Here is a 25,895-nt window from a genome sequence, read left to right on the forward strand (position 1 = left end):
CTGCCCCTTATCTGCTTCTTCTTGGAGAGTCCTTGCCCACCATTCTTGTTGTTTCCCCCACTGGTCCAGAGGCCGAGGCATACCGCGGCTACTGCCTCGAAGCGGTCGCCGCCCGGTACGACGTCGCCCTGATCACCCCCGCCGAGCCCACCTGGGAACGGGAGTTCATCACCGACTCCGAGATCGCCGATCCCGACGACGCCCAGGCCCTGGCCGCTGCCGGCGAGGCCCTGGCCGGCCGCAACGAACTGACCGGCGTGGTGACGTGGACCGAGTGGCACCTCGTCCCCACCGCGCGCCTGGCACGGCGCCTGGGACTGCCGACGAACAGCCCGGAGGTCATGGAAGCCGCCCGTAACAAGGCCACCGCCCGTGGCCTGTTCGCCCGCCACGGCGTGCCCTCGGCGGCGTCGATGAGTGCCCGCTCCCTGCTGGAGGCGGCGCTCGCCGCCGAGACGATCGGCTACCCCGTCGTGCTCAAGCCCGCCGCCCGCGCGGGCAGCATCGGCGTCATCCGCGTCGACCGCGCCGAAGAACTCCCGGCTGGCTTCGCGTTCGCTGCCGCCGGCGCCCGCGACGGCATCGAGAGCACCAAGGTCCTGGTGGAGGAGTACCTCGACGGCCCCGAAGTGTCCGTCGAGTGCGTCACCCACCGCGGTCACACCACCGCGGTCGCCGTCACCCGCAAGACGCTTGGAGCCCCGCCGTTCTTCGAGGAGATCGCCCACAGCGTGGACGCCGCCGATCCGTTGCTCGACCAGGTCGCGCCCGTCGCCGCCACGGCCATCAAGGCGCTCGGCATCACCGACGGCGTGAGCCACGTCGAGATGCGCCTGGTGGGTGGCCGCCCCCGCCTGATCGAGGTCAACGGGAGGATCGGCGGCGACATGATCGGCCACCTCGTGAAGCTCGCCACCGGCGTCGACCTGGCCCGCGCCGCTGCCGACACCGCCTGCGGCCAGGCCCCCGACCTCACCCGCACCCGCAACAGCGCCGCCGCGATCCGGCTGCTGTACCCGAGTGCGTCGGGCACCCTGACCCACTGCCACTTCGACGACGACTTCGCCGCCCGCACCCCGTGGCTGGAGCGGGTCGCCTTCCAGCGCACGGTCGGCGACACGGTCATCCTTCCGCCCGACGGCGACATGTTCAGCGCCCGCGCCGGCTTCCTGATCACCACCGGGCCCACGGCCGACGTCGCCCAGGCACGCGCCGACGAGGCCCTCGGCCACCTCACCCTCGCCGCCGCACCCCCGCCGTCCGCGGCGTAGCCCGCGCACCGCCCCGAGCCCGGCCCGCTGAACAGGAACCCCCGCCATGCCCCAGCCCTCCCGTACTCCCTCGCCCGAGCGGCGCTCCCTGCGCCTGAACGACCTTGCGAACATGGGCGCCGCGCAACTCCAGCCGCTCCTGCAGGACAGCTTCCGCAACCTGGTCACGGCCGCCATCGCGGACGCGACCGGACACCTACCCCGCAGCTCCCGCAAGCTGCTGCACGGACCGCACTTCCGCGACGACCTCGTCGACGCGCTGCGCTTCGCCGAGGGCGAGATACAGGTCTCCGCCGAGCGCATGACCTGGACCGGGGACCCGAGGGCCGGACGCACCGGGCGCCAGCTCCAGCAGATCCGTACCGCCCTGGCCCAGGCCCGAGCCGAGGAAGCCGAACGGCGCCGCATCAACCACCGCGCCTCCGCCGGCCACCAGGTAGACACCAGCCCCGACGCCACCGCTCGCCGCTGGCTGCGCAGCGCCTTCCCGGACCGCTTCGAGCAGCTCCTCGCCCAGGAGTACGCCACGGCCCAGCTGGAGCCGCGCCCCGAGCGGCCCGGTCCGGCCGATGTGTTCGACGCCGTTGAATGGGGCGCGGGCGAGGGCTACCTCTTCGCCACCATGACCCCGGCCGTCCACGCACTGCTCGCCCAGAGCCCCCTCGCCTTCCGCAACACCGTCGCCGCCGATGCGCGCGAGCAGGACGAACGCAACGTCGAACTGCGCCACCCCCTGCTGCTGCGCCGCTGGCGCACCGCGCTGGACGAACTCGCAGAGATGACCGCCCCACTCGCCGGGGCCACCAGCCCCACCCTGCTCGGCCCGCTCACCACCGACCTGGACACCCTGCCGCGCCAGGCCGCCTTCGCCGTCCTGAACGCCCGCCGCTTCCTCGTCGCCGTCCACCAGCGCACCGCCGAGAACACCCGCGTCGCCCGCCAGTACGCCCAGACCATCACCCAGCGCGAACAGGACGAGCCCGAACACGCCGCCCACCGCGGCGTCTTCGAGCGGGCCCTTCACTGCCTGGCCGACGAGCAGCCCGACGCCTACGACCACATCCGCCACCGGCTGCGGCCCTTCGAGACCACCCCCGGCCAACTGGACACATCCGTCCTGAACGCCGACCAGCGCGGTGCCCTCAAGCGGCACATCCTGGCCGAACTCACCTCACCACGCGCGGCATCGGCGGCACCCCGCCTGGTCACAGCCACCGCCCCGCCGAGACCGGCCGCGCCTGTTCTGCGCCCGACGGCCACCCGCTGACCTCCCTCCCGACCCCGACGGATACACCCATGACCGACCCCACCGTGATCGAGGGAGATGTCTACGTCTCCCCGCGCTACCTCGCCGGCCTGCCCGGCCACGCCGATCCGAGCTTCGACCCCGTCAAGCACTGGCCGCAGCACCACCTGGACGACGGGCCGTTCCAGAGGGTCGTCACCTCACCCGACCACCGGATCAAGATCGGCTGGGCGGGCGATGACTACGAGGTGTGGCGGATCAGTGCAGCCGAGGACGCCGTGTCCCGCGCGACCTGGACGGCCACCTTCAACCAGAACACCCCGCCCGAGATCGTCCACGGCCTTACCAGTGCCCTCGCCCGCGAGTGGAGCACGGACACCGACAGCTTCCTGGCCGATCCGTCGTACCGCTGGACGGATGCGGTCCAGCCGCTGCTCGCCGCCGGATGGGAACGCCGACCGCCGGCCCGCGGCACGGTGGAGATTGTCGCCCCGGACGGGCTGGCGGGAGCCAGCATCGACGTCGTCGGTACCGGCCCGGACCGCGAAACCATGGAGCTGTGGGCCGGACCCGAGGGCTGGGGAACCCGTGCTGAGGCGATCTTCACCGCCCGTACCCCCAAGCACCTCATCGCAGCGACCGCCGCTGCCTTCGTCGACCCCACCCCGGTCGCCCGCTACAAGGACACCCTCGATCCCCGGCTTACCCGGCTTGCCCAGCTCACCCCCGTCGAGCCCCCGAAGCCGCCCGCGCCCACCCCGCTCGACGTCCAGCAGACCGCCGCCGCCCGGCGTCGCCCGCCCGCGCTTGGTACGCGCAGCGTCCCGCGGTGGAGCACCACCAGCCGTTCGGCCCTGCCCAGCCCACCGCCGGCCCTGCCCGGCCTGCGCCGATGACGCCGGGTGCCACCCCCACCGGAGCTGCCTCGTGTTGATGCACGCCCCCGAGTTCTTCGCCGAACTGTGCCTCCCCTTCGCGCACAGCAACGTCGTGGGCAACACCTACTACGCCACCCCCGTTCCGGGGGCACCGCTGCGGCTGAGGATCAGCTTCACGCCAACCATCCACGCGGACACGTACGGCGGCCTGCGCCTGGCCGTCCTCCATGCCGACCGGGGCGAGATCGACGCCGTGGCGCTCACCTTCGTGGACCACGGCACCTTCCACCGCCGCGACGAGGCTCAGAACACCCCCGAACGCAGCAAGCAGTACGGCACGTTCGGCCCGTACGGCCCCGTCGGCCGCCCGCCCTGGGAGGGCGCCGTCACCGGCGGGCTCCGCGACGCCATCGAGCAGTACACCGCTGTCTGGTTCCCCGGCGCATGGCAGGCACCCGCGCCCCGTCGCGCCGAGGGCCGTACCGCCCATCCCACTCCCGCTCCGCCACCCGCACGCGGCGTCGCCCGTGTCCGCTGAACCTCCCCTCATCCCCGACAGACCCGCCCCAACCTGGAGTTCCTCCTTGCCCACCCGATCCGCCCGCTCTCTTTCCGCTGTTGCCCTCGCCGTCGCTACCACCGTGACCGGCACGCTGGCCTGGGCCCCTGCCGCCTCGGCCCATGCTCCCGAGCCCACCCCGTCCACCCCGACCACGCCCGCCCCGCGGAGCATGGTCGAGTACGGCGGCATCAAGATTCTCAAGAAGGACCCCGGCGGTGACCTGATGGCCGGCGCCGCCTTCGTCCTCCTCGACTCCTCCGGCAAGGAGGTGGCCACCGGCAAGACCGACGTGGAGGGCCAGCTGGTCTTCAAAGACCTCGCCGCAGGCGTCTACCGCCTCAAGGAGACCGGCAGCGGCAGCCCCCTGCACAACACCGTCGCCGACCAGGACGTCATCGTCACCCCCGGCAACGGCACGCCCCTGACGGTCGTCGACCCCTTCAAGCCCGCCGATCTCACCGTCACCAAGACCGACAAGGACAGCGGCACGCCGCTGCCCGGCGCGGTCATCAACATCATCCCGGCGGGCAGCGGCGGCGACCCGGTCACTCTGACCACCGGCAAGGATGGCACCGCCAAGGCCCAGCTCCCGGTCGCTTCTCGCAACGGCACCGCCTACACCGCCACCGAGACGAAGGCCCCCGAGGGCTACCAGCTCGACTCCACGCCGCAGAAGTTCACCGCCAAGCCCGGCTCACCCGTCACCATCACCTTCGCCGACACCAAGAAGGAGAAGCCCACCCCGCCGCCGACCATCCCGCCGACGGTGCCGCCCACCAAGCCGCCGGTCACACCGACGGACAAGCCGACCCCGGACACCAAGCCGTCGCCCTCCGCCTCGGCCGCTCACACGCCGGTCCCGGACGAGACCCCGCCGAGCCCCGGGGCCCCGACCCCGGAAGGCTCCCTCGCCCACACCGGCGCGGACGCCACCCCGTGGCTGCTCGGCGGCACCGGCCTCCTCCTCGCCGCCGGCGCAGCCGCCCTCGTCGCAGTCCGCCGACGCCGCACCGGCGATGCGACCGACGACGGCTCCACCGACAACTAGCACCACCCGCCCTCCTGCCCCCGGAATCCCCGCGATTCCGGGGGCATCGTCATGTCCGGCGCCACACCCGATGGTCCCGGGTGGCGCCGGTAGCCCGCCCGCCGACGCGGCCCTCCACCACGTATGCGGCGACAGCGACGAGGCCGCGAGTGCCGGATGGCTAGGCTCCTGCGGTGATCGAGACCTCTCCGCTCCCCGGCGACCCCACCGAGCTGCGTTTGCGTATCGCCTACGTCGACGAACTGAGCGACACCCCCGACGCGGACACGATGGAACGGTGGGACGTGACCGTCGTGCATCGCCGACGGGTGCACGACGACCGCCGATGCCCGGCCGCGCCGAGCGAATGCGGCACCGACGCGTGCCCGGCGTACGCCTTGGAGGACACTCCTGTCGGCTCGATGACGTTCTACCGGGTGCACCTCGACCGCGGTCGTAACGCGCATGCCGCACTGGCAGATGAATCGGAGGACCTCTACGAGATCGCCCAGGTCCTCCTCGACCCCGCCACCGGCTATTACACGGACGAGGTCGGCGAGCTGCTGGAGTACAGCGGCTCCGCCCTGCTCGTCATGGACCGTGTCGCCCTGAACGCGGAATGGAGAGGGCAGGGGTTGGGGGTCGCTCTCGCAGCCGAGGCCATCTTCCGACTGATGCCCGGCTGCCGAGCCGTGGCCTGTTCCCCGGGGGTCTCCGACCTGAGCGCGGACCGGCTGCGCGACGAAGCCGAGTGGCACCGCATCACGGCCAAGATCGCCAGGGGGTGGGAGCGGATCGGATTCCTCCCCTACCGAGACAACGTCCTCGTCCTGTCGCCCACCTCGCTGGTCTTCGAGGAGCAGCGAGACCAGCTCCGCCGCAGGCTGATGGAGCTGGGGGCGGCCTGGGCGGCGACGGCCCGCGCATAGGCGACTGCCCGACCCTCTGCCGGATGCCTTGCGGCAGTGTAGGTTCTCGCTGCTTGAGGCCAACAACGGCACTGTGGCCTGGTGGTTGTTGTGCGGTCTCATAGTTTGGCCAGTCGCCCGGTCTCACGAGCGAATCCTCGGGACAGCCACTTAGGGGTGCGAAGTCGGTCGCGGAGTCCTAGCCAGATACCTGGGAACAACTAACGCGCTGGCAGCTTTCACGGCTTCATGGCCGTGGACTTCTTCAGCTGACGCAGCACGGTTTTGTTTTTGTCGAGGTGCCCGTACACCGCCGACCTCGCCCCCCCGAACATGTCAGCGATCTGCGGGGCAGTCTTCTCCTGCTCGTCATCGAGTCGTTGGGGGCGCAGTCTGGTCCTTGGCGAGCTTCGGCCTGCGGCCTCGACCCGACTCGCGGAGGTGCCGGGCACTCCGGGCACTCCACCGCTCTGGGGCGAAGCCAGAAGGATGACGAGAAACTGTTCCGCGGGCCGACCGCACCCATGTGGTCGGATGTGAACCCACCCGCCACAAACGGTGACGCTGGCTTGTTACGAGGGCAAGCGCGGGCGCTTCTTCGCCGCCCAGGTACTCCTGGACAGTTCGCCTGCTTTGCTGATCGCTAGACGTTTCACCTCAGCTAGCGGCGGATACATGGTGTCCTTGGTGATCGGGTCTTTTTCTCTACTGAGTAGGTCGCTTAGGGGGCGCTTCCAATGCGCGGGAATGCGGACCGTCCAGGCTGTAGCGGACCACGCCTTCCCCGGTGCGTTGCGTTGCGGGAACCGAATACTGAGAGTCGTGATCTTGGCCAGGTCATCTGCTGCCAATACGCGGCCACGAAACTGCATCTGCCGCCGGGAGTAGCTGGCGATGAGGCCGCCTACGAGGAAGCACCCCCGCTGGGCGCGCATTCGGGGGTCGAGGTCCCGTGGGTCAATGACTGCCACTCGGCCTGTCCAGCTCGATTTAGCGTACCGCTCGCCGCGTGCAGCGTCTGCCCATTCCAACTGGTGTTGGTCGGAAAGGTCGATGGCGTCTATCTCGCCGCCATCGTTTGGGTGGAGCTGGATCAGAAAAAGCCGGCCATCCAGATCATGGTCATGATCCACGGCGAAGAACAGGGCTTCCAGCGGGGACTTCGACACGTCGATGAGCCGGGTCGGGATGCCATGGTGCTGCAAGAGGCCGAGGAGTTGTCCGTCCGTCATAAGCCGTCCAAGCCCTTGCCCTCTCATGACTTGCAGTATGTGTTCCTCGACCCTAGCCATCCTGTATTCGGTGACCTTTGACACTGAGGTGCTAAGGACTCGGAAGAGGCTAGAGGAGAGACCATGATCGGCATTGGACTGGCCCCGATAGAAGATGTTCTCAGCCGATGAGTGGGGCAGCATGGGGCAGCCCGGCGAGTGGCTACTTTCCGCTCCATCCCTGAGCCATTGCCACAGGCTTTCTGGCGTATCGTTCAGTCCAATCTGTGAGTTGATCTCACGTTCTGCAAAGAATTCCCCAGCCAGCGGCCTAGTAGCGCGCACGCGCGCCATGGCGCGCGTGCCGCCGCCTTGGTTACGGGCAGCCGTCCGGTGCGAGTCAGCAGACATGCTCGAAGAATAGGTGAGCGAGGCTGGCGTATAGCGCAATGAGAGGGGCCTAGTGCGAGGAAATGGCAGAGAAATGAACCCCGGAACCTATTGCCGGGTCCCTTGTCCCCTGGTGTCTGGGCTACGACTCGGAAGGCGAGGGTCTCGCGTGTGGCCACTACTTGGCCATCGGTCATGAGCTTCGGCCACGGGATCTGAGATCCCAAAGGCAGCCGGATCCGGCAGTTCGCCGGGGGCAGACAGGAAAGATCGCGAAAGGACTGGCGGAAGCCGCCAGGGGCATGTCAACGTAGACGACCTTCCCCGAAACACCAGGTCAGAGAGGTGATGCCTGTGACCGTGGACGCGTCCACGCCCGGATTCTCCACCACCACCGAGGCCCTGCGGCTGTGTTCGTGGCAGCTGGGACCCGGCCAGCCGACGCTGGTCACCGACCTGTTCAACGCGGAGTTCTTCCACCTCGTCGTGGACGACCGGGCCGATGTCCACGTCAGCAGCAAGGACGGCCGCTTCTACCTCGGATGGTTCCCGCTGGGGCGCCCCGGCACCGACGGCGACGGCTGGGCCCTCGCCGTCACCGGCACCGCCACGGTCCCCGGCTACCGGATCCGCTTCGACACGGAAACGCCGGCGGAGATCGTCGCGGCCACGGTCCAGCGCGTGCTGGCCACGTCCCGGCCGCTGTGACCCCACAGCCATCCGCGCGGCTCGGATCTTCTGCTCACCTACGGCACGTACCCTTCCCTCGTCCCCTGGTGGGGCGCCCGTTACTGCAAGGAGATGAGTCTTGGCCCCGGAGCTGACCGTCGGCGACCTGCTGGACCGCCTCTCCGCCAGCGACCGCGACACGGTGGTCCGTCTGCGGATCAACCCCTTCGCCCCCACGGTGCGCCGCCTGGGCGGCGTGGTCCCCACCCGGGACGACGCCGACCGGCCGGTGGTGTTCATCGCCGAGGCCAAGGACGCCGAGCTGCTCGGCACACTGCCCGAGCCGACCGTCGGCGACCTGCTCGACCAGCTGTCGGCCTGCGACCGCAACGCCGTCGTGCAGTTCGCCCTCAATCCCGACTTTCCGATGGCCCACCGCGTGGGCCCTGTTACGGCTGCCCGTGACGAGACGGGCCGTTCCGTGCTGTTCCTCACCGAGCCGGACGAGGACGAGGCCGAACAGTTCGGCCCCCTACTGCCTCACGTCGCGGTCGCGCTGGCCTGGCACGAACCGACCGAGGCCCCGCCGCGCCGCCGGCGCGGCACCCGCCCCAGCGGCGGGCAGTGAACCACCCCCGAGCCCACGGAGGCGCCCCTGCACCCGCACCATCCCTCTGACCCCTCCTACCCCTCGCCGCTCCCGGTGCACTGGGTCACCCCGCGCCATCTGGCCGGTGACGACGACGCCCTCGCCGAGCGGATCGGCGAGACCCTGACCGGTCTGGGCTGGCGCATGTGGCCGACCTCCCGCGACACCCTGCTCTATGTGAGCCCGGACGAGCTGCGCGGCGCCGAATGGATCCTGGCCAGCAGCCCGTTCACGCTCGGCGGCCTGAGCGTCGCCCTGCAGATCTCCGCCCGCCCGGACGCCGACAGCGCGCTGGTGCAGTGGAACGCCTACTTCACCACCGGCATACCGCCGGAAGCACTCGCCGACTTCCTGATCGCGCTCGACGCCAGCGCGGTGCCCGATACCGGCTTCGAGGAGCCCGAGGCGGTGGTGGCAGCCCTCAGCGCACAGGGCTGGATCCGTGACGTGGACCGCCCCCGCACCGCCGCCACGGACCCGGGCTTCGCCTCGCACGTCTCACTCGAGATGCTGCCGGACCTAATCGCGGACGCCGATCTGCGGGAGGACCTGATGGGCTGGCAGGCATGGGCCGAGCCCACCTTCGGCGCCCCCTACCTGTGGTGCGCGAACTTCAGCCCGAGCGTCCCCCACGAGCTGGTCGCCGTGTTCGCGGCCTCGCTCGCCTCCCCGGTCCCGGTGGCACGCCACCGGCTGCCGCACGGTGCGGAAGAGCGCCTCACGATCGTCCACCGCGCCTGACTCCGGGGCCCGGCCGGCAACACCGGCCGGGCCCAGTCGTCCGCGTGCCGCGTTCCCGCCTCAGACCTTGGAAGAGGTGTCCTTCATGAACGCATCCCCTTCGTCCGGCGCGCCGTGCTGCGAATGCTGCGGCTCTGCCGGCTTCCTCGCCCGCAACCGCGACCTTGTCCCCTCGCCCGCCTGGTGCATCAGCTGTCACGAGAGGGCTGACACCACCCAGGCTCGCGCCGGTCACCCCTGCGAGGACGGCTGCGCCCTCGCCACCGACCACGACGGCCTGTGCGCCGTACGCGCCTGACCGCCTTCTCCCCGCTGCCTACCTCACGGAGGTCCCTTGTCCCTGCCGCTGATCCGGCTCGCCATCGGCCGTACGAACGGCACCGCCCACCTCGGCGTCCTGCTCAACGGCGCCCAGCCGCTGACCGCGTGCGCCACGCACTCGCCCGACCTTCAGCCCATCGGCGAGAACACGGCGCACGGCTTGTGCCAGAGCTGTACGCGCGCCTGGCTCATCCTCACCACGGAGTCGCATTCCGGCGGTGAGCCGGACTTCCGCCCGGCTGCGGGCGCGGGCAAGAGCGCCGCCGCGCACCGGCCGATCCCCGGGCACCTGCTCGGGTACTGCGGCAAGTCGCTCGATGACCGTGCGTCCACCGCGCGCCGGGTATGCGTCAACTGTTCCAGGCTCAGCACCGTTCTTGACGCCTTCCGGAGCAGGGCCGGCGAGCTGGTGCGTCCCAGCGGCGAGCCGTGTCATGTGGACGACAGTGTCCTGTGGGCTCCGAGCGGGCGGGGCAACCTCGTCACGGGCCACCGCCGTGATGCGCTCGTGGGCACCTCCTGGTGCGCGCAGCAGCTCTCCGGCCCCAACGCCGATGCCTCCCAGGAGTGCGGGGTGTGCCGACGTATCTGGCAGGAGGCCGAGGTCACCCGCCAGACCTACACGCTGCCCCGCGCCCGTGAACGGGCCCGCTGGTGGCATCAGCGACAGGACCGCGACCTCGACGTCTTCGACGACCACGCCGGTGCGCTGCAAGTCGGCGACGCCTACTCGCTGTCGGGGTGCGCCGAGACGCACCACGTCGTGGCCGCGGCCGACCGTATCCGCGACAGTCACAGGGACCTCGTCGTCTACCTGCCGGGCGGCGACCGGATCGCCGACGCACGGGTGCACTGTGACCGCCTGGTGGCCGTCCAACGTCCCTCGTACGTGCCCGGGGCGATGCGTCAGCCCACACCGCGCGTTCCGTAGTCTGCCCGATCCACCCCAGCCCGGTGGCCGAGCCTCAATGGCTCGGCCACCGGGCTTTTGCCGTACCGGGGATCACCGGAGCCGACGGGCGCGACGCCGTGGCAGATCAGTTGAGGAACCGGCCGAATGTCAAAGTGGAAATTCATTGGTATTTCCGCGTGTTCGGAAAGAAACGGCCTTTGCGCTCGGCGGCCATGGTTCATGACCCGACCTTGCGGCGGTCAGGCTTCCGGGCCACGCCGGGAACGTTCGCGCAATTCACGGCGCATCAGTTTCCGGCGCTCCTCGTTGATCTTGTCGAGCAGATCCGCATGGATCACCGCCATCCCCGCAATACAGATCGCCGCCATCACCACGCCTGCGGTCGAGGCCGGTTCAGGGAGGAACCAACCGGCGAGAACGGCCCCCGATCGCCAGGGCGACCAGGAGTGTGAACCGAACGGTGCCGGTATCGCGGCGCGGCATGACCGTCCCCTCAGTTTGTGGGCCTCTGGGCTCAGTTCTGTCCCCATAGGCTCGGGGTCGGCGCCCACCCGCACCGTAACAACGCCGAAGGCTTCTGGTGGACCGGCTTCACGCTCCGTCACTGCCCTCCCCGGGTGCGGGGGCGCGCGAGGTCGGGAGCATGCGGCACACGACTCTGCCCGGACTGACTCCAGGGGCGTCCGCCGAAGCGGCGAGGCGATCACCAGGTGCCTGCGTGCGCCCGACCCCGTACTGGACTGGGCGCGGACCGCATGTCCGCGTCTGCACGCCAGGCCCGTCGGGGCTGTGGGTACGGCTGTGGGTTAGGAGGCGGCCTCGGCCTTGGCGAGCGCCTTGCTCAAATGGGTGTCGACGAGTCCGGGCGAGCCGGAGACGATCACCAGGATGTCGCCGGTACGGATCGCCGTCTGCTTGACGATGCTGCGCTGGCCGCCGGCGGAGTAGGTGAGCAGCTGGCTCCACTGCTCCTCGCCAAGCTTGGGCGCGCTGCTCGTCTGGGTGGTCATGTCGATGGCGGTGCTGCCCGAGAGGACCTGGTACGTCGGGCAGGAGGCCATCGCGTCGAAGATGCGGCCGACGCCGTCGGACAGCTTGTTGGCGGTGTCGCTGTACAGCTCCTCGGCCACCTCGGAGTCGCTGCCGCCGCTGTAGGTGAACGCGGCCTTCGCCTTGTTCGGGAAGCCGAGGCTCTGGCCGGTCGCCGCGTCCCCGCCGAGCTGGGCGAGGGCGGGGCAGCCGATCACCGTGACGTCGTCGTTGTGCTGAGCGCGCTCGGCCTTGCGTACGTACCCCTCGCCCAGCTCCTCCTCAGTCAGGAGCCGGTTGCCCAGCGCGGCCGAGGACAGCGGCTTCGCGTCGGCGGCCTTACCGCGGGGCGAGGAGGACGCCGCCGGCGCGCTGCCGGAGGGGGCGACGGAGCAGGCGGTCAGCGTGAGTGCAGTCAGGACGAGGGCGGCCGTGGTGTGGTGACGCAAGTGAACCCCTTGGTGTCGGAGCGGACGGTCTGACTGGGGCCGACACGCGATCCGCTGCCGGCGGGAAGGGGTTGAGGCGGGTCAGTGGCCCAGGTGGCGCAGGCCGTCGTCCAGCGTGGGGTGGAAGTGGTCCACGGGACCGGAGTTGCGGTTGTACCAGGCCGGGTCCAGACGCGGCTCGGCGGTGTTGTGGCCGGCACGGCAGCGCAGCCAGATCGTGTCGTCGCGCATGCTGAAGACAACCCAGTCCCGGTACGCGCCGCACTGCGGGCACTCGCGGACCTCGCCGTCGATGACGAGCGGCTGCTCCCAGCGCATCATCAGTCCCTCGACCTCGTGGCGGGAGGGCACACGCAGGTCCGGCGGCGGGAAGTCGGGCACTTCCTCGATGCCTCCGCTGTGGGCGGGCGGCGCGGGCTCGGCGGCCGGGCCGGTGAAGTCGGGCGTCGGCCAGGTCGCGTGCATTTGCAGCATCGCCTGGCCGGCGAGCTGGGCGTCACGGAACTCGCGGTCCGCGTGGCGTCGAAACATATGTCCCCCTCTTCGTCGTTCATCGGCCACACGGAGAGTGCCCCAGGGTCCTGACCTGCTGCAACTTGCACAATCGGGAATCATCTCGTCTTCCTGGGGCGGTCGTTGCGCCCTGGGGAGGTCCGCTTCGGCCGCCCGGAGCGTTGCGGTGTGGCGGTGCCCGGCTCGGGCAGGGCGGAGGCGTCGGCGGGCAGGTCGGCCAGCCGCCGCAGCCGCCAGACCAGGACGTCGCTGACCGACTCGGCCGTATCGAGTTCGCGGCGTGCGACGGCCTCGGCGAGCAGGGCGGCAGGCTCGTGGCCGGCGGCTTCGACGTCGGCGAGGGTCGCGGCGAGCGCGTGCCAGCCGGGCTCGGCGAGGACCTGCTCGGCCAACTCCGGTACTGCCTGGCGCAGGTGGGCCGCCTGGCGGCGCTGGAGCGGCTGGGACAGGCGGCGGCCACGATGGCGCAGGACGGCCATCGGGTGCTGGGCGGCGGACTGGTAGGCCGCGCGCAGGTGTTCGGCGGCCTGGCGGGCGGCAGCGGCCTGCTGGGCGTGGTTCTTCCGGCCGTGCCAGTGGGCCGCGGCGATGACAAGGAAGGCGACCATGTCGATCACCATGGCGGTGGTGGCGCCGTCCTCGCCGCGCCCCAGAGCGGAACCGCTGTAGACGAGGTCGCGGGCGGCCTGGCGCAGGGCGCGGTCGTGGCCGCGCTCGGCTTGTACGTGGGAGCGGGAGGCGCGCTCGAAAGCGCGTGCCGCCTCTTGGAGTTGCCTGCGGGTGTGGGCGGCGGAGGTTTTAGCGAGGGCGTCGAGGACCTCACCGGCCGCCGCGATGTGGGCTGCGGCGTGAGGGTCGTCGCCGTGGTCGATGATCAGGATCGCCTGCCAGGCAGCGGCTGCCGCACGGCGCCGTGCCCGTGCCGGACCGCTCGGCGCGCTGGCGCGGTCGTCCGGAACGACTGCAGGGTCCTGCTGGGGAGCGGACCAGCGTTCGCGGATGCGGGGTAGTGAGAGGTCGGGGGCGAGCGTGGAGCCTGCGAAGTAGACCGGCTCGTCCTTCTCGTTGCGGTCGTCGGTCAGGGCGACCTTGTAGCCGAACAGGTCACCGGAGGGCGCTTGGCGCTTGCGGATGAGCAGGCCGGCTGCGGCCAGCCGGTCGAAGAACTCCTCCTCGCTGGCCGCGCCGGCCACCGCCCGGCGAACGGTTTCACGCAGTTCCTCGCGGGCGGTCTGCTCCCTGCCCTGACGCTCCGCTTTGTGGCGCTCCGCGCTGGTAGGCCGTTTGGCGGCAGTGCCGTCGCCCGCGTTGACCAGCGTCAGGCCCAACTCCTTCTCGATGAGACGGCATTCGGCCTGGGCCCGCATACCGGAGCGGAAGTCGTCGGGGCGGCTTCCGTCCTCGCACACGAGGGTGGCGACGATGTGGATGTGGTCATCTGCGTGCCGTACGGCCGCCCATCGGCAGCCGGGTTCCCCCTCGCCGGGATCGATGCCGGTGGCGGCCACGACTCGGCGGGCGATGTCCGCCCACTCGTCGTCGGACAGGATGCGGTCGCCGGGCGCCGCACGCACCGACGTGTGCCACACGGGCAGCGCGGGCCGGGAGTGTGAGGGGAGCGCCTCGACGGGCTGATCGATGAGACCCGCCAGCTCCTTGATGGCGCGATGGAAGTCGGCGCTGCGGCCGGGGTCGGGCGCCATGCCGTCGAAGGACGCGACGAGGTGCGGGTCGACGTGCTCCTCGGCGCGCCCGGGGCCGTACAAGTAGTAGAGGAGACCGGCGGTGTCGTCGCCCGGGTCGTTGATGCTGGGAATCATGCCGGGGTCTGCTGTCGGGCGATGACCTGGGATACGGCCTCCTGGACGCGGTCGGCCGCCGCGCGGACAGCGGCGATGGTGTCCTCGAGCTGCGGTGCCGCGGCGCCGGAGTTGAGTGCCTTGACGGCCTGGTTGAGGTTGCTGCCCGCCCAGCCGAGGCGGCGGCGGGAGTCGAACAGCGCGGTGATCACTTCGCGGTCGTCGGCGATCTCGGCGGCGGTGCGGTCACGGTCGCGGGCGGCGCGCAGGGCGGAGCGGGCGAGGAAGCCGGCGACGGACAGATTCGACTGGGCGGCGGCGGACTTGATCAGGGCGAACTCTTCATCGTTGAAGCGCGCATTGGGCTGGTGCAGGCGCTTCTTCTCGCGCGGCTGGCGCGGACGCTGACGGGCGCGCGGCGCGGCGGATGAGCGGCGCGGGCGGCGGTTCGCTTGGTTCTTCCCCCCAGGCTTCGGTCCGCCCTCGGTCGAAGCCTGTCGGACCTGCGCCCCCTGGTGCAGGTCCGCTCCCGACCCCTTCGGGGCGGGGTCGGCGGAAGCTACGCTTCCGCCCCAACTTGCTCCCCGCGAGAGGGAGTTGGTCACCGCCTCGTTGGGGGTGTGGGACTGGGGGTCGTTCGGGCGTGTCATCGGGTGCGGTTCCTCTTGGTGCGGGTGTGGTGCTGGATCTGGGCGGCGAGAGCGACCATGGCTGCGGGCCCGTCCAGGACGCGGACGGGGGCCTCAGGCGCGCTCTGCACGAGCCACTGACCGGTCGGGGCCAGCACGGCGGCGTGCAGGAGACGGCGGCGGACCAGGACCTCAGCCCAGGCGCTCGCTTCGGCTGCGGTCGGGATCGACGTACGGGAGCGGATGGCGGGTCCTCCAGGGCCGGGGCGGTGGCCGGCGCCGAGCCGGGCCACCGCGTCAGGGGGATAGGGCGTTTGACCTGCGGTTATCGCCTGGTCATCCGCATATCGGGCAGCCTTCGAAGTGCTGGCCTAGGGCTTTGGCCATGCGCGACTTCACGGCGAGGGCGTTGGTCGCGCTCGTCTTCGCCGCCTTTGTTCCCTGGCTGCGCTGGGAGTGGTTGCGCAGGTAGGTGATGTCCCGCTCGTAGCCGCTCTTGATGCGCTCGAAGCGCTCGCAGGTCCTCATCGGGCTCTCCTTGTGTCTCGGGGCAGGTGGGCGAGCGTCGGGTCCGCGTAGAGGGCGGCCTGGAGGTTCCTGAACAGCTCGTTGCTGACGGTGATGTTGGCGTTGCGCAGGTGCGGTCGGATGGCCCGGCGGGTCATCCGGCCTTCTTCGAGGGCGGCTTTGCGCGCGACCTCGACCTTTACTTCCCACGGGACCTCGTCCTGGTCTGCGGGCTTGGTCCGCAGGTCCGGCGCCGAGGCGTCGTGGACTGCGGTCCGCGCCCCCTGCGGTCCGCCCGAGGATTCGCCCTCGTCCTGGTCCGCCGGTGGGTCCAGCGGCTGGTCCGGTGCGGGGGTGGTCCGTTGGTCCGCAGCCGTGGCGTCGCGGTCCACAGGCGCGGGGCCGGCTGGTTGGTCCGTGGTCTGCGTGTCGTGGTCTGCGGTCTGCGGGTGCTCGCGGTCCGGCATCTGGTCCGTCGGGGCGCCCTGGTCCGCGCTCACCGGACCAGACCCTTCGGCCGGTCCGCGTACGTGGTCCGCCCGCTCGTGGTCCGCCAGACCATGTGGTCCTGGGGCCGCTTGGCCTGCGGCGTTGCTGGTCCGCCCCTCACTGTCGGCCTCCTGCGGACCAGCGGCGCTCTGCTGGTCCGCAGCGGGACCATCATGGTCCGCGACCTGGCCCGCTCCGTAGTCCGGCTCGTGCGGTGCGGGGTTGGTCCGCTGGTCCGCAGGGGTGGAGTCGGCCGGTTGGTCTGTGGTCCTCGTGTCGTCGACTGCGGTCTCTGGTTGCTCGTGGTCCGGCGTCTGGTCCGTCGGGGCGCCCTGGTCCGCGCCCACCGGACCAGGCCCTTCGGGCGGACCGAGGAGGGTTGCTCGTCCGTCACCGTGGTCTATTCCGGCCTGGTCCGCGCGCAGGCGCTCGGCAAACCCTGTCGCCTCTATTCGGACCGCCGGGTGGTCCGCCGGGGCCTTCGCTGGATCCTGGTCGGCCGGGTGGTAGCGGGTGATGAGGATGTACAGATGGACCGCGCCGGCCAGGGCGAGTGGGGCGAGGGTGGAGAGCACGGCGACGACCGTGTCTCCCAGCTGCAGACCGGAGCGGATGGTCTGCTGGTTGAGGCGGACCGCATGCAGGGCGTTGGCCCAGATGCTTGCTGCGGTGGCGGTACCGAAGAGCACCCAGACGTAGAGCCGGGCACGCAGCGGAGCCTCTGAGAGAACCAGCAGGGCCCGCACCCCGTAGGCGATGAACCCGTCGATCACGAGCGGGAAGAGGTAGGTGAGGAATCCGCGGATGTGGATGGCGACGGCCATCTGCTGCAGGGCGTCGTAGCTGAGGGCGCATCCGGCCAGGCCGAGGACCACGATCGCGAGGCGGTCCCAGAAGCCGACGGGCGCGACGGCGGGGTGTGCAGCGGTGCGGTGGGTCATGCGGCCTTTCCGAGCGAGGAGATCAGGGCGTGGGACTGCACCTCGCGACCGTGCGTCGCCATGTGCTGCTCGTGCGGGCGAGGCTCGCGCAGGGTGCCGTCGGGTTCCTCCACGAGGCCCCAGTACAGGTCGCGTGCCTCGACGGCGCGGGCCGCTTCGCGCATCAGGTCGCGGGTCCAGTCGAGGTCGGCGTTCATCCGGTGGGCTACACGCTCCGGGCTCCAGCCGCGCAGGCACAGTTGGTGGATGACGGTGCTGCGCTCCGCCGTACTCAGGGGGACGTCGCGGCCCTGGAGGGTGGCGCGTACGCGGTCGTAGTCCAGGCGCTCACCGCGCTTCTTCAGCCATTGCTGGCGTTCCTTGTCGGTCAGGCCGCCCCAGATGCCGAAGATGACCTGGTGGTCGATCGCGTAGGTGAAGCAGTCCTTCTTCACTGGGCAGGTGGCGCACATCTGCTTTGCCTCGGCGATGGCCCGGCGGTCACGGACGGTGTGGAAGAACAGCTTGTCGGCGCGGGCTGGGGCCATGCCGTGGCAGGCGCCCCGTGCGTGCCAGCTGTGGTCGCCGGTTCCCCGCAGGTCCGGCGCGGGGGAGTCATTGGTGGTTTTGTAGCGCAAGGGAGTCTCCGAGGTCGCCTCGCAGGAAGGCGGGCAGGCAGCACCGTGGTGCGGCGGTGTGCGGCGAGGCGGGACAGGGTGCGGCGGGCAGGGCCGCACGAGGGGATCAGCGGCGCAGGTTCAGGTCAGGGGCGCTGGAAACGGCGGTCGGGCCCGGTGAACTCGACGGCGGTACACATGCCGGACAGGCGGGAGAGCACGCGGTCGCCGACCTTGTCGCGCAGCACCGCCTGGCGTGCGGGCATCCGGTCGGTACGTACGGGCGGCATGTTGCTGGTGAAGATCGTTGGCAGCCGGTTCTGGCAGCGCCAGTTGATCAGCCGGAAGGTGATCTCCTCGGTCCACTCGCTCGGCTTGGCCGCGCCGAGGTCGTCGAGCAGCAGCAGCGGGATCCGCATGATCCGCCGCAGTATGTGCTCGGGATCCGCCCCGGCGCGCGGACGCAGGTCGGCGTAGAGGTCGGCGGCGGTGGTGGCGTGCCAGTGGACCCCGCACCCGGCGGCGGTCAGGGCGCGGATCGCGCCGAACGCCTGGTGCGTCTTGCCGGCACCGGTGGAGCCCCACAGCAGCAGGCTGGGCCCGTGGGTGACCTCCCTGCGCCCCGCGCTGCCGTAGTGCGGGTTGATCCCCTCAGCGTTCGGCACCCTGGCGTTGCCGGCGATGGTGTTCACCCACGCCGCGACGTCCGGGTGCTCGGGCAGGGCGGCGCGGTAGTCGACCGGGATGCGGGCCTGGGCGGCTTCCAGGGCCGGGATCGGCTCAGGGGTGTCCGGCAGCGGACGCTCCAGGTCCAGGCCGCGCTCGGCGAGCTTGGCCTCCAGACGCTCACGCAGCCGCTCGGAGATCGCGGGCTGCGGGTCGGCGTAGCGGGCGCGGGTCACAGGCTGCCTCCAAACGTCGTGGGCTCGGCAGTGAGGTTGAGATAGGGCGTGTAGGAGGTTCCGGTGCTAGCCCAGGGCCCCGTGCCGGAGGCGGACACCAGCGCCGCTGCGGACTGCGGCGCGGCGTTGACGACCTCGTTCACCAGGCTCGGCAGCACGCTCGGATGCAGGCTCTTGGCCCGCAGCTTGTCGAGCGCGGCGCGGATGTCGCCGGCCTCGAACCGCTCCTCCAGCAGGGCGTTGATCCGTCGGCCCAGATGGGCGAGGAAGTCCTCCGGAGGGCGGCGGTTGCAACCGCGGACGTACTCGCCCACCAGATGCTTCGCCGAAACCTTGCCCGAGGAGGCATCGGATGCGGGCGCCTCGCGCCCCTTTAGGGAAGATCCAGGATCCAAGATCCTAGATCCAGACGCCGAGGGTTCGTCGAGGCTTCGGCGAGGAGTCGACGAGCTCTCGATGAATGCTTCCTGACCTGCGGAAACATCGGGCGTCCGGATACGGGGACCGGCCGTACCGTGCACATGGGCAAGGGCGGATTCCGCTGGAGCCGCCGGGGGCTCGGACAAGGCCGCCGAGGTCGCGGGAGCCGCCTCCGACGCTTGAGCGAGGGTTCCACGAGCCTTCGACGAGTCCTCGGCGAGGGCTCCACGAGGCATCGCCGAAGCGCCCCGGGAAGGGCGCTGGGTCACGCCGGGGCACTGGGCGGCACCGCACCCACCGCACTTGTGGCCCGCCTGGTGCGTAGGGCACCGCGGCAGACGGGAGGCGGACGGGCGGTCGATCTTCTGGTGCCGCTCCCACGTGGTGATGTGCAGCCAGCCGCGCCCGTCGCATCCGGTGTACCGGCAGATCAGCCCGGCAGCGGCCAGTTCCTCCAGGTCCTGCGCAACGTGCGCGGCACTGTGCTCCGGGCGCAGCGCCCACAGCCGCCCGGCGATGATCGCGGGGTGGTCGCGGTGTCGGCCGGAGTCATCGGCCTGCGTCAGCAGCCCGATAAAGGTGAGCATCGCGGTGACCGAGCACTCAGCCAGCGACTCCGACTCGAACATCTCAGGCTTGACCGTGCGAATACGAGCCATCAGGCCCCACCTCCGCCGCGGAGCCCGAGCGGGCCCCGCCGGACCGGTGTCCGGGGGACGGCGGAGGGGGGGCAGACTGCCGCGCTGGCCGAGCGAACCGACCTTTTGCGCAGGGCAGTGCGCATGCAACACTCTCCTCTGAAGTGAGCGCCGCTCCGGGGTGTGTTTGGGAATTGGCCCGGTGCGGTGATGGTGGGTAAATCTCCGGCCCTTGCACAGGCAGGAGTTCCGTTTGGCGTTCGGCGCTTGGGAGTTGCACCTCTCAGGCGCCGTCGCTGGTTTCCGGGTTACCCGGCCCGGCCGGTCCGCGTAAGGCCCACGCAGTTCCTCCTCGTCTCTGGCGCCGGGCGAGGGGCCCGGCGGGGGACGACGAACATATGCGGACGCTGCGACAAGATCCAGACTTAGCTAAAGGCTGCGGTACAAGTAGCAGAGAAGGGCGTCGGCAAGTGGCGGCGGATGGGAAGCGTGCCAGATGAGGAGGTCGTCCTTGGAACCTCCGGTGCGCTCCCAGGGTTAGGCCGGGATGCAGCCATCAAGGAGGTGAACCGGATAGCCGCTATGGGTGATCATGGACCAGCTGCCGATGCTCTCTAGGGGAAGTGGTCTGTCGGTGAGTATCGCTGGCGGCGAGCCGGTGAAGGGCATGTAGAAACTCCGGAGCGGAAGGCTAGGTGGGGGAGCAGGGGCGCTCCTCCTGGATGATTCGAGAATCTACCTGAGTTCGCTCGCGGCTTCAACGGTGGGCGCTAAGGTGGTCTAGTCCCCGCCTTCCTCACGTCCGGAGTGCCTGGTGTCCTCACTGCGGAGTTTCAACGGCCGGCGCCTACGCACGGCGCGCCGTGCCGCTGAGCAGCGTCAGCAAGATCTCGGCGATGCGTTGGGGGTCAGCAAGGTCGCGGTCGCGGACTGGGAGAGCGGCAAGGCCACGCCCCCGCCGGAGCGCCTTCCTGCTATCGCGCGGGCGTTGGGCCAGAGCGTCGATGTGCTGTTCGAGCGCATTGGCCCCCCGGACCTCGCCGGTTTGAGAGCAGATGCGGAGTACTCGCAGACGCAGGCGGCCAAGGCTCTTGGTATCAGCCGAGTGCCCCTGGGTAACGCCGAGGGCGGCAAGCGACGTCTCGCCGTCGACATCGCTGAGCGCGCCGCGGCGTTGTACGGCGTCAGCCTGGCGGAACTTGAAGCCGCGCAGGACGTGTCTTTCGGGATCATGCCTGCGAATCGTCTGGTGGCCGGTCGTCCCGCATCGGGCACTGTGGGCGAGAAGCTGCGAGCTCTGTTGCGTACGCGACCGATGAGTGATGAGGAGCTTGCGGCTGCCATCAACCGGAAGGCGCAAGCCGAAATCGTGGCGCCGGCGGTGATCGAGGCGCTGCGCACAGAACAGCAGTCTGCAGAGGAGATCCTCGCCGGTCTTCCTCTGGGCACGGTGTATGAAGGGCTGGCTGACGCTCTGGGCGTACCGCCGTTTCACTTCCAGACAGGTGAACAGGTGGAACGGGAAATCATGGAGCGCTTGCGGTTCCTGGCACAGGGACTTGGCGAGGGGCGGGTAACGATCAACGCTCGCGGTGGCGGCGGTATCTCCGAGGAGATGCTGGCAGTTGCTGCCGAGCTGGTGATGCGGGAAATGCGCGCTAACGACGCCCCCGACGGCCAGTAGGGCGGCCTTCACGGCCTGCACTTACCATCAGGGTCGGCCGCTGCCGACGCTGATGAGGCAGTGCTTGCTGCTGCCGTGCGGCCGGCCAGCACGGACGAGGATCTCGTCGATGACTCCCGTAGGCAGGTCGACGTAGATGCCCTGAACTCTCAGCAGCCAGCGGGCCTCGGCCTGGCTGTCCGGGAAAGGCTTCATCGGAAGGGGCGCGGCCGGGAGCGCACTGCGCTGGTGGGCGTGGGCGCAGCGCAATGTTGCGGCGATCCAGTACGCCTCCGTCGCAGCCTCGGGATCTGCGTGGTGAGCCGTCGCCTCCTCGACTGCCGACCACAGGTCCTCTGTTGCGTAGTGGCGCAGCTGCTCGACGGCATCGCCGCATTCCTGGATCGCCCGATCCAGCCGTATGTCTAGTGAGGGTGCAAGACGTGTCGCCTCCCGGAAGGGTGATGACAGGGGTTGGAAGCTGAACTCCGGGAACTGCCGCGCCAGGTCCTTGCGCAAGGGGTGAAGGCGATAGAGGAGTCGCCATGTATGCCAGCGCTGAGCGGCGACGCCGGTGGTGGGCAGGCTGGCTCCCGTAGCGAACAGAGCGGCGGCCGCCACATTCAGTAGATCGCCAGCCTTGCCGGCCACCTGTTCCACTGGCGGAGCGACGTGCACGAACATCGCCAGCCACATAAAGGACACGCGGACCACCGAGTACGCTGCGTACAACCATGTCGCGGCTGAACCGAGGGTGAGTCCGGCGCGCAGCGATTTCGTCTCCGCTCGCCGGGCCACGTGCCCCCATTGGAAGGCACACGTTGCTGCCGCCGAGCCGAGATACAGGTAGAACAACGTCATGAAGACCGCTGCCCCCCATTGCCCCGCGTGGTCGGCAGCGAAGTCATGGGTGGGGTGGGAGCGGTCGACCACGGTGAAAAAGAGCACGACCATCGTTGGGATGACGACGACGGTCGCCTGTCGTGAGACGACCGCCACCGTCCGGCAGATGACTATGTGTCGGGGCGGATCACTCTGGGCGCCGTAGCTGGTGACCGCGTAATTCAGCAGCGCCAGTGAAGCGATCATGGAGAAGAAGTACTTCACCAAGGCGCTGAAGTCGACGGCCACGCAGTCCAAGGCAGCCTTGACCGGCGGGAATCTGGCCCACAGAGCCACAGCGAAGCCAGCGCTACAGCCCCACAAAGTGCGGCGTAGCGGGTCGCTGTAGCGGAGCGCTGGCAGACGCCAGAGAGCCACGGCCGTCATCTCCAGGCATACGCAGAGGATGAAGAGGCCCAGCATGAGAGGTCCTTACGACGGGCGGCCGGGCCGCAGTGGGGCAAGAGGATGAGTAAGGCTGGCTTCCATGGCACTGACAAGGTCTGTTCCGCGACCGGCCTGCTGTCGGATGAGCTGGCGGATGAGCGACGCCATCAGCTCCGCTTCGCGCTCGTCGCGACTGTCGTAGTGCACGCGTGCCCGCATCGCCTCGCCTGCACCCAAGCGTCCGAACAGGAAGGCTTGGAAGCTCTCAGGCAATTGACTCTCGCCCGCGCTGTCCTTCCCGTGGTCAAGCCATAGATGGGATAGTTCGTGACAGATTGAATGAAATGTCTGATTTGGTGTTGGTTTCTGTCTGTACAAAATGAAATTTGTGGGTCCTGTGTGAATGCGCAGACCGCACGGGCTGCGAAGGTCGGTTCCCGCAGATCCCAACGTCACAAGCTGGATAGAGCAGTTGCGCGCCAACTCTATGTTGGAGACCAGGCCGTCGAGGGTGAACGGATCGGGTAGGGGAAAGTTCAGCAGTTGCTTCTTGCAGTACCGGCTCAACTGGCGTATCTCGCCGCCGGCGAACAAGCGGCGCACCGGTGCTATCGGGTGCTCCTCACTCATCCATGACTTCGAGGGAGAGTTCGCAGCGCGGTCGCGAGGCCACGGCATGTCAACGGACCGCGGCCGGGCCGAAGGTGCGAGGTGCCCTGCCCGATAGGCGACTTGCGCTTTGGTGACGGCGTGGCAGATGGATTTGCCTAGCCGTGCACTGCAAAGCGGCAGCGGCGGCGGAGTGGGTCACGTGGCCACTCTGCTGCGCGGTGCTGAACATGAGAATTCCTTCAGTGGCACTCATCGGCGAACGCCTAGAGAAACGATCTTCATTCGGGCGCAGTCCGCCAGGCATGCATCCTGAGCTGGGGGCAAGGTGGACTTGGCGAACCGGTTTCGTCCCCCTGCACCCTATAGAGGGGGCCGCGCGCCTCAGTCACCCGTCGGGAGGTGCGGATTCGCCTCGCGGCGCAGTCGCCACCCAGATGACCTGCGGATTTTATGCATTGGCGGGCACTTTCCTGCGACAGGTTAAGCCCCGATCGGTGTGCCGTGGCCGAAAATGTGTCCCACGACTCATCGAGGGCTATGTGTACCTTTTGCCGCGCCTGTCCTCATTGTTCCAATCCCGCTTGCGGGCTTGCGTGCTCGGGCTCGCGGATCTGGAAGCCTTTTGGCTCGCGGCGCCACTGCCCTGACTTCTGTATGCAGGCGTGTCAGCTGTGATGTGCCTTACTGGATCACCCAGACTTCCTGGCATTACCGCTGACCACCGCGCTGCCGTCGCGGCTATCCGGGATGCGCGAATGCAAACTGCATGTAGGATTCCCGGGTGAGAATCTCAGCCGAAGCTCTGCTGTTCGACAGTGACGAAACCCTGGTATCCACATTGCGCTCCGTGGTGCGCTGTTGGACCCAGTGGGCTGCGGACTATGGCATGACACTGGAAGATGTGAAGCAGGTCGAGGTGCACGGCCGCCCGGCTGCCGCGATCGTCGCGGACCTTTTGCCCGCTGAGCAGGTGGCAGAGGCAGTTGCACGGCTCGAGAACGCCGAGGTGGCCGACGCCAACGCCGGCGGCGTGACGTTGGTGACCGGGGCAAAGGAGTTCCTGGCCAGTCTGCCCCCAACCCGGTGGGCGGTGGTGACATCCGGCACCCGCCGTGTGGCTGAGGCCCGTCTGTCCCAAGTGGGCATCCAGCCCCAATGCCTCGTCACCGTTGAGGACGTCACCTGTCACAAGCCGCACCCGGAGCCCTTCCTGCTCGCCGCTGAACGCCTCGGCGTGGACCCCTCGCTGTGCGTTGTGTTCGAGGACGCGCCAGCGGGCCTTGCCTCTGCGCGCGCGGCCGGCATGAGGACGATAGCGCTCACCACTACGCACGCTGTCGAGGCCCTGGATGCCGACGCCGTCGTTGCCGACTTCAACAGCATCTCGGCCCAAGTCTCCGACAGCGGCTTGGAAATCGTGATTGCACACTGAGCTTTTTCAGAGTGGCCTCTGATCGGGTGACGGCCGGTGTCCCGCAACGCACGAGGCTCCTGTGCCGTTGAGAGAGGTGTTTCGACGTCTCAACTCAGTAGCACAGGAGCCTCGTTGGTTCCCTATCCTGCCGCACTCGACCTGCCTCACGCCCTGGTCGAGTGGGTATCCATGCTCATCGTCACCCGTGAGGGTGACCGCCGCTGCAAGCTCCGACCTCACCAGCGTGCGCTCGTCGGCCTGGTCTACCTGCGCCGGCATGACACGCTCGCTCAGATCGCCGCCGGCTTCGGGATATCCGTCGGCACCGCCCACGCCTACGTCACGGCCGTCGTCCGCCACCTCTCCCGGCGGGCGCCCGGACTGCTGCGGGTCCTGCGGGAAACCGATCCCGATCACATTCTGCTCGACGGGACGCTCGTCGAGTGCGACCGTGTCGGTGACAGCCGGGCCGACTTTTCCCAGAAGCATCGCCGTCACGGCGTGAACGTGCAGGTCGTCGCCGGCCCCACCGGCAAGCTGCTGTGGGTCTCACCCGCGCTGCCCGGTCGCAGCCATGACCTGACCGCGGCCCGCACCCACCGCATCATCCGGATCTGCGAACGCCAGGGCGTCCCCGTCCTCGCCGACCGCGCCTACATCGGCGCCGGCCCCTGGGTGACCACACCCATCAGACGGCTTCCCGGGCGGGACCTCACCACGACCCAGCGAACGATCAACCGAGCCCTGTCAGCCGCACGAGCACCGGTCGAACGAAGCATCGCAAGGCTGAAGTCCTGGCGAATCTTCCGCCGGGCCCGCTGCAGCCCGAACCGCATGACCGTCATCGCCGCAGCCATCCTCACCCTGGAGCGTCAACGCTGAAAAGGCTCACTGACTTCGGTTCTATGCGGGGCCCAAGATCCAGGACCCCGTTCGGCCCTGGATCTCGCCGAGGTTCTGGATGTCGGGGCCTGCTCCTGCATCTCCCCAGCGCCCTTGGCTCAGGTCCGGGGTGACACAGCGACTGGCTTCGGTGAGAAAGGACAGTCCCATTCGCTGTCCAGTGCCACCGAAGATTCAGTGCGTGCCGTTGAGGTTTGAGAGGACCGAAGGAACTCTTGACCAGCTAGTCTCTCCTCCGAGCCATCGCGCCGGCCCAGTGACAACGGCTCCGCCGGTTCAACAAGGTGCTTCGCGCCGCGCTCCTGAGTCTCTTCTCATGCCTGGAGCGGCCTGTGC

27 protein-coding genes and 1 pseudogene are annotated in these 25,895 nt (G+C 69.4%); 14 read left to right on the plus strand and 14 right to left on the minus strand.

Going from position 1 to position 25,895, the window contains the following annotated elements; translation table 11 throughout:
* Positions 1 to 41 precede the first annotated feature (41 nt).
* From AB0G17_RS06675 to AB0G17_RS06700, 6 genes are all read left to right on the plus strand, one after another.
* Entirely contained in the window at positions 42 to 1,271 is a 1,230-nt protein-coding gene (locus AB0G17_RS06675) for an ATP-grasp domain-containing protein (protein ID WP_361377178.1), read from the plus strand.
* Between the two features lie 46 nt (positions 1,272 to 1,317).
* Complete coding sequence (locus AB0G17_RS06680; protein ID WP_361376546.1) at positions 1,318 to 2,538, plus strand: hypothetical protein; 1,221 nt, start codon at positions 1,318 to 1,320, stop codon at positions 2,536 to 2,538.
* Between the two features lie 29 nt (positions 2,539 to 2,567).
* Positions 2,568 to 3,413 carry a DUF317 domain-containing protein gene (locus AB0G17_RS06685; protein WP_361376549.1) on the plus strand — a complete coding sequence of 282 codons (846 nt, stop codon included), beginning with the start codon at positions 2,568 to 2,570 and terminating at the stop codon, positions 3,411 to 3,413.
* A gap of 31 nt (positions 3,414 to 3,444) precedes the next feature.
* Positions 3,445 to 3,933, plus strand: coding sequence for a hypothetical protein (locus AB0G17_RS06690; RefSeq protein ID WP_361376552.1), 489 nt, complete (start codon positions 3,445 to 3,447; stop codon positions 3,931 to 3,933).
* Positions 3,934 to 4,036: 103 nt separating this feature from the next.
* Positions 4,037 to 5,005 (plus strand): SpaA isopeptide-forming pilin-related protein, encoded by a 969-nt coding sequence (locus AB0G17_RS06695; RefSeq protein ID WP_361376555.1) that lies wholly within the window; start codon positions 4,037 to 4,039, stop codon positions 5,003 to 5,005.
* A 173-nt stretch (positions 5,006 to 5,178) separates the two neighbouring features.
* The gene (locus AB0G17_RS06700; protein WP_361376558.1) at positions 5,179 to 5,913 is read left to right on the plus strand and encodes a hypothetical protein; all 735 of its coding nucleotides are present in this window, start codon (positions 5,179 to 5,181) and stop codon (positions 5,911 to 5,913) included.
* Between the two features lie 551 nt (positions 5,914 to 6,464).
* Here the strand turns inward: AB0G17_RS06700 and AB0G17_RS06705 are convergent.
* Positions 6,465 to 7,514 carry an FRG domain-containing protein gene (locus AB0G17_RS06705; RefSeq protein ID WP_361376561.1) on the minus strand — a complete coding sequence of 350 codons (1,050 nt, stop codon included), beginning with the start codon at positions 7,512 to 7,514 and terminating at the stop codon, positions 6,465 to 6,467.
* A 333-nt stretch (positions 7,515 to 7,847) separates the two neighbouring features.
* On the opposite strand from AB0G17_RS06705, the gene AB0G17_RS06710 reads away from it, so the two are divergent.
* From AB0G17_RS06710 to AB0G17_RS06730, 5 genes are all read left to right on the plus strand, one after another.
* Entirely contained in the window at positions 7,848 to 8,201 is a 354-nt protein-coding gene (locus AB0G17_RS06710) for a DUF317 domain-containing protein (RefSeq protein WP_361376564.1), read from the plus strand.
* Positions 8,202 to 8,301: 100 nt separating this feature from the next.
* Positions 8,302 to 8,790 carry a hypothetical protein gene (locus tag AB0G17_RS06715; RefSeq protein ID WP_361376567.1) on the plus strand — a complete coding sequence of 163 codons (489 nt, stop codon included), beginning with the start codon at positions 8,302 to 8,304 and terminating at the stop codon, positions 8,788 to 8,790.
* A gap of 75 nt (positions 8,791 to 8,865) precedes the next feature.
* Positions 8,866 to 9,552, plus strand: a complete 687-nt coding sequence (locus AB0G17_RS06720; protein ID WP_361376570.1) for a DUF317 domain-containing protein — start codon at positions 8,866 to 8,868, stop codon at positions 9,550 to 9,552.
* 85 nt (positions 9,553 to 9,637) lie between these two features.
* Positions 9,638 to 9,850 (plus strand): hypothetical protein, encoded by a 213-nt coding sequence (locus AB0G17_RS06725; RefSeq protein ID WP_361376573.1) that lies wholly within the window; start codon positions 9,638 to 9,640, stop codon positions 9,848 to 9,850.
* Positions 9,851 to 9,886: 36 nt separating this feature from the next.
* Positions 9,887 to 10,804, plus strand: coding sequence for a hypothetical protein (locus AB0G17_RS06730; protein WP_361376576.1), 918 nt, complete (start codon positions 9,887 to 9,889; stop codon positions 10,802 to 10,804).
* A gap of 221 nt (positions 10,805 to 11,025) precedes the next feature.
* Here AB0G17_RS06730 and AB0G17_RS06735 read toward each other — a convergent pair whose 3' ends face one another.
* The 11 genes and pseudogenes from AB0G17_RS06735 to AB0G17_RS06785 all read right to left on the minus strand — a co-directional run bounded on the left by AB0G17_RS06735 (position 11,026) and on the right by AB0G17_RS06785 (position 19,719).
* On the minus strand, positions 11,026 to 11,391 hold the full coding sequence (locus AB0G17_RS06735; RefSeq protein ID WP_361376579.1) for a hypothetical protein: 366 nt from the start codon (positions 11,389 to 11,391) through the stop codon (positions 11,026 to 11,028).
* A 201-nt stretch (positions 11,392 to 11,592) separates the two neighbouring features.
* Positions 11,593 to 12,264: a hypothetical protein gene (locus tag AB0G17_RS06740; protein ID WP_361376582.1), complete on the minus strand. Its 672-nt coding sequence runs from the start codon at positions 12,262 to 12,264 to the stop codon at positions 11,593 to 11,595.
* Between the two features lie 81 nt (positions 12,265 to 12,345).
* On the minus strand, positions 12,346 to 12,795 hold the full coding sequence (locus AB0G17_RS06745; RefSeq protein WP_361376585.1) for a hypothetical protein: 450 nt from the start codon (positions 12,793 to 12,795) through the stop codon (positions 12,346 to 12,348).
* Positions 12,796 to 12,875: 80 nt separating this feature from the next.
* Positions 12,876 to 14,597, minus strand: a complete 1,722-nt coding sequence (locus tag AB0G17_RS06750; RefSeq protein ID WP_361376588.1) for a relaxase/mobilization nuclease domain-containing protein — start codon at positions 14,595 to 14,597, stop codon at positions 12,876 to 12,878.
* Positions 14,594 to 15,226: a hypothetical protein gene (locus AB0G17_RS06755; protein ID WP_361376591.1), complete on the minus strand. Its 633-nt coding sequence runs from the start codon at positions 15,224 to 15,226 to the stop codon at positions 14,594 to 14,596. The genes AB0G17_RS06750 and AB0G17_RS06755 overlap by 4 nt, the downstream gene beginning before the upstream one ends.
* Complete coding sequence (locus AB0G17_RS06760) at positions 15,223 to 15,498, minus strand: hypothetical protein (RefSeq protein WP_361376594.1); 276 nt, start codon at positions 15,496 to 15,498, stop codon at positions 15,223 to 15,225. The genes AB0G17_RS06755 and AB0G17_RS06760 overlap by 4 nt, the downstream gene beginning before the upstream one ends.
* 43 nt (positions 15,499 to 15,541) lie before the next feature.
* The gene (locus tag AB0G17_RS06765; RefSeq protein ID WP_361376597.1) at positions 15,542 to 15,733 is read right to left on the minus strand and encodes a hypothetical protein; all 192 of its coding nucleotides are present in this window, start codon (positions 15,731 to 15,733) and stop codon (positions 15,542 to 15,544) included.
* A 983-nt stretch (positions 15,734 to 16,716) separates the two neighbouring features.
* A pseudogene (locus tag AB0G17_RS06770) lies at positions 16,717 to 17,142 on the minus strand (DUF2637 domain-containing protein); the annotation flags it as partial.
* Positions 17,139 to 17,759, minus strand: a complete 621-nt coding sequence (locus tag AB0G17_RS06775; protein ID WP_361376600.1) for a WhiB family transcriptional regulator — start codon at positions 17,757 to 17,759, stop codon at positions 17,139 to 17,141. The gene AB0G17_RS06775 and the pseudogene AB0G17_RS06770, both read right to left, overlap by 4 nt.
* Before the next feature lie 125 nt (positions 17,760 to 17,884).
* Positions 17,885 to 18,640, minus strand: a complete 756-nt coding sequence (locus AB0G17_RS06780; RefSeq protein ID WP_361376603.1) for an ATP-binding protein — start codon at positions 18,638 to 18,640, stop codon at positions 17,885 to 17,887.
* Positions 18,637 to 19,719, minus strand: a complete 1,083-nt coding sequence (locus AB0G17_RS06785) for a hypothetical protein (protein ID WP_361376606.1) — start codon at positions 19,717 to 19,719, stop codon at positions 18,637 to 18,639. The genes AB0G17_RS06780 and AB0G17_RS06785 overlap by 4 nt, the downstream gene beginning before the upstream one ends.
* 793 nt (positions 19,720 to 20,512) lie before the next feature.
* Between AB0G17_RS06785 and AB0G17_RS06790 the strand changes: the two genes are divergently transcribed.
* On the plus strand, positions 20,513 to 21,382 hold the full coding sequence (locus tag AB0G17_RS06790; RefSeq protein WP_361376609.1) for a helix-turn-helix transcriptional regulator: 870 nt from the start codon (positions 20,513 to 20,515) through the stop codon (positions 21,380 to 21,382).
* A 27-nt stretch (positions 21,383 to 21,409) separates the two neighbouring features.
* On the opposite strand, the gene AB0G17_RS06795 is transcribed toward AB0G17_RS06790, so the two are convergent.
* Positions 21,410 to 22,666 carry an MAB_1171c family putative transporter gene (locus AB0G17_RS06795; RefSeq protein WP_361376612.1) on the minus strand — a complete coding sequence of 419 codons (1,257 nt, stop codon included), beginning with the start codon at positions 22,664 to 22,666 and terminating at the stop codon, positions 21,410 to 21,412.
* Between the two features lie 9 nt (positions 22,667 to 22,675).
* On the minus strand, positions 22,676 to 23,260 hold the full coding sequence (locus AB0G17_RS06800; protein ID WP_361376615.1) for a hypothetical protein: 585 nt from the start codon (positions 23,258 to 23,260) through the stop codon (positions 22,676 to 22,678).
* Positions 23,261 to 24,023: 763 nt separating this feature from the next.
* Here AB0G17_RS06800 and AB0G17_RS06805 point away from each other — a divergent pair.
* Together AB0G17_RS06805 and AB0G17_RS06810 are read left to right on the plus strand one after the other, a co-directional pair.
* Positions 24,024 to 24,674: an HAD-IA family hydrolase gene (locus AB0G17_RS06805; protein ID WP_361376618.1), complete on the plus strand. Its 651-nt coding sequence runs from the start codon at positions 24,024 to 24,026 to the stop codon at positions 24,672 to 24,674.
* 114 nt (positions 24,675 to 24,788) lie between these two features.
* Positions 24,789 to 25,538: a transposase family protein gene (locus AB0G17_RS06810; protein WP_361376621.1), complete on the plus strand. Its 750-nt coding sequence runs from the start codon at positions 24,789 to 24,791 to the stop codon at positions 25,536 to 25,538.
* The last annotated feature ends 357 nt before the right edge of the window (positions 25,539 to 25,895 follow it).

Source organism: Streptomyces sp. NPDC023838 (assembly GCF_040639555.1).
Taxonomy (GTDB): domain Bacteria; phylum Actinomycetota; class Actinomycetes; order Streptomycetales; family Streptomycetaceae; genus Streptomyces.

Coding starts and splice junctions, on each gene's coding strand:
- AB0G17_RS06680 (WP_361376546.1), top strand. CDS start 1,318: ATGCCCCAGCCCTCCCGTACTCCCTCGCCCGAGCGGCGCTCCCTGCGC.
- AB0G17_RS06685 (WP_361376549.1), top strand. CDS start 2,568: ATGACCGACCCCACCGTGATCGAGGGAGATGTCTACGTCTCCCCGCGC.
- AB0G17_RS06705 (WP_361376561.1), bottom strand. CDS start 7,514: ATGTCTGCTGACTCGCACCGGACGGCTGCCCGTAACCAAGGCGGCGGC.
- AB0G17_RS06725 (WP_361376573.1), top strand. CDS start 9,638: ATGAACGCATCCCCTTCGTCCGGCGCGCCGTGCTGCGAATGCTGCGGC.
- AB0G17_RS06745 (WP_361376585.1), bottom strand. CDS start 12,795: ATGTTTCGACGCCACGCGGACCGCGAGTTCCGTGACGCCCAGCTCGCC.
- AB0G17_RS06750 (WP_361376588.1), bottom strand. CDS start 14,597: ATGATTCCCAGCATCAACGACCCGGGCGACGACACCGCCGGTCTCCTC.
- AB0G17_RS06755 (WP_361376591.1), bottom strand. CDS start 15,226: ATGACACGCCCGAACGACCCCCAGTCCCACACCCCCAACGAGGCGGTG.
- AB0G17_RS06765 (WP_361376597.1), bottom strand. CDS start 15,733: ATGAGGACCTGCGAGCGCTTCGAGCGCATCAAGAGCGGCTACGAGCGG.
- AB0G17_RS06785 (WP_361376606.1), bottom strand. CDS start 19,719: ATGGCTCGTATTCGCACGGTCAAGCCTGAGATGTTCGAGTCGGAGTCG.
- AB0G17_RS06795 (WP_361376612.1), bottom strand. CDS start 22,666: ATGCTGGGCCTCTTCATCCTCTGCGTATGCCTGGAGATGACGGCCGTG.
- AB0G17_RS06800 (WP_361376615.1), bottom strand. CDS start 23,260: ATGAGTGAGGAGCACCCGATAGCACCGGTGCGCCGCTTGTTCGCCGGC.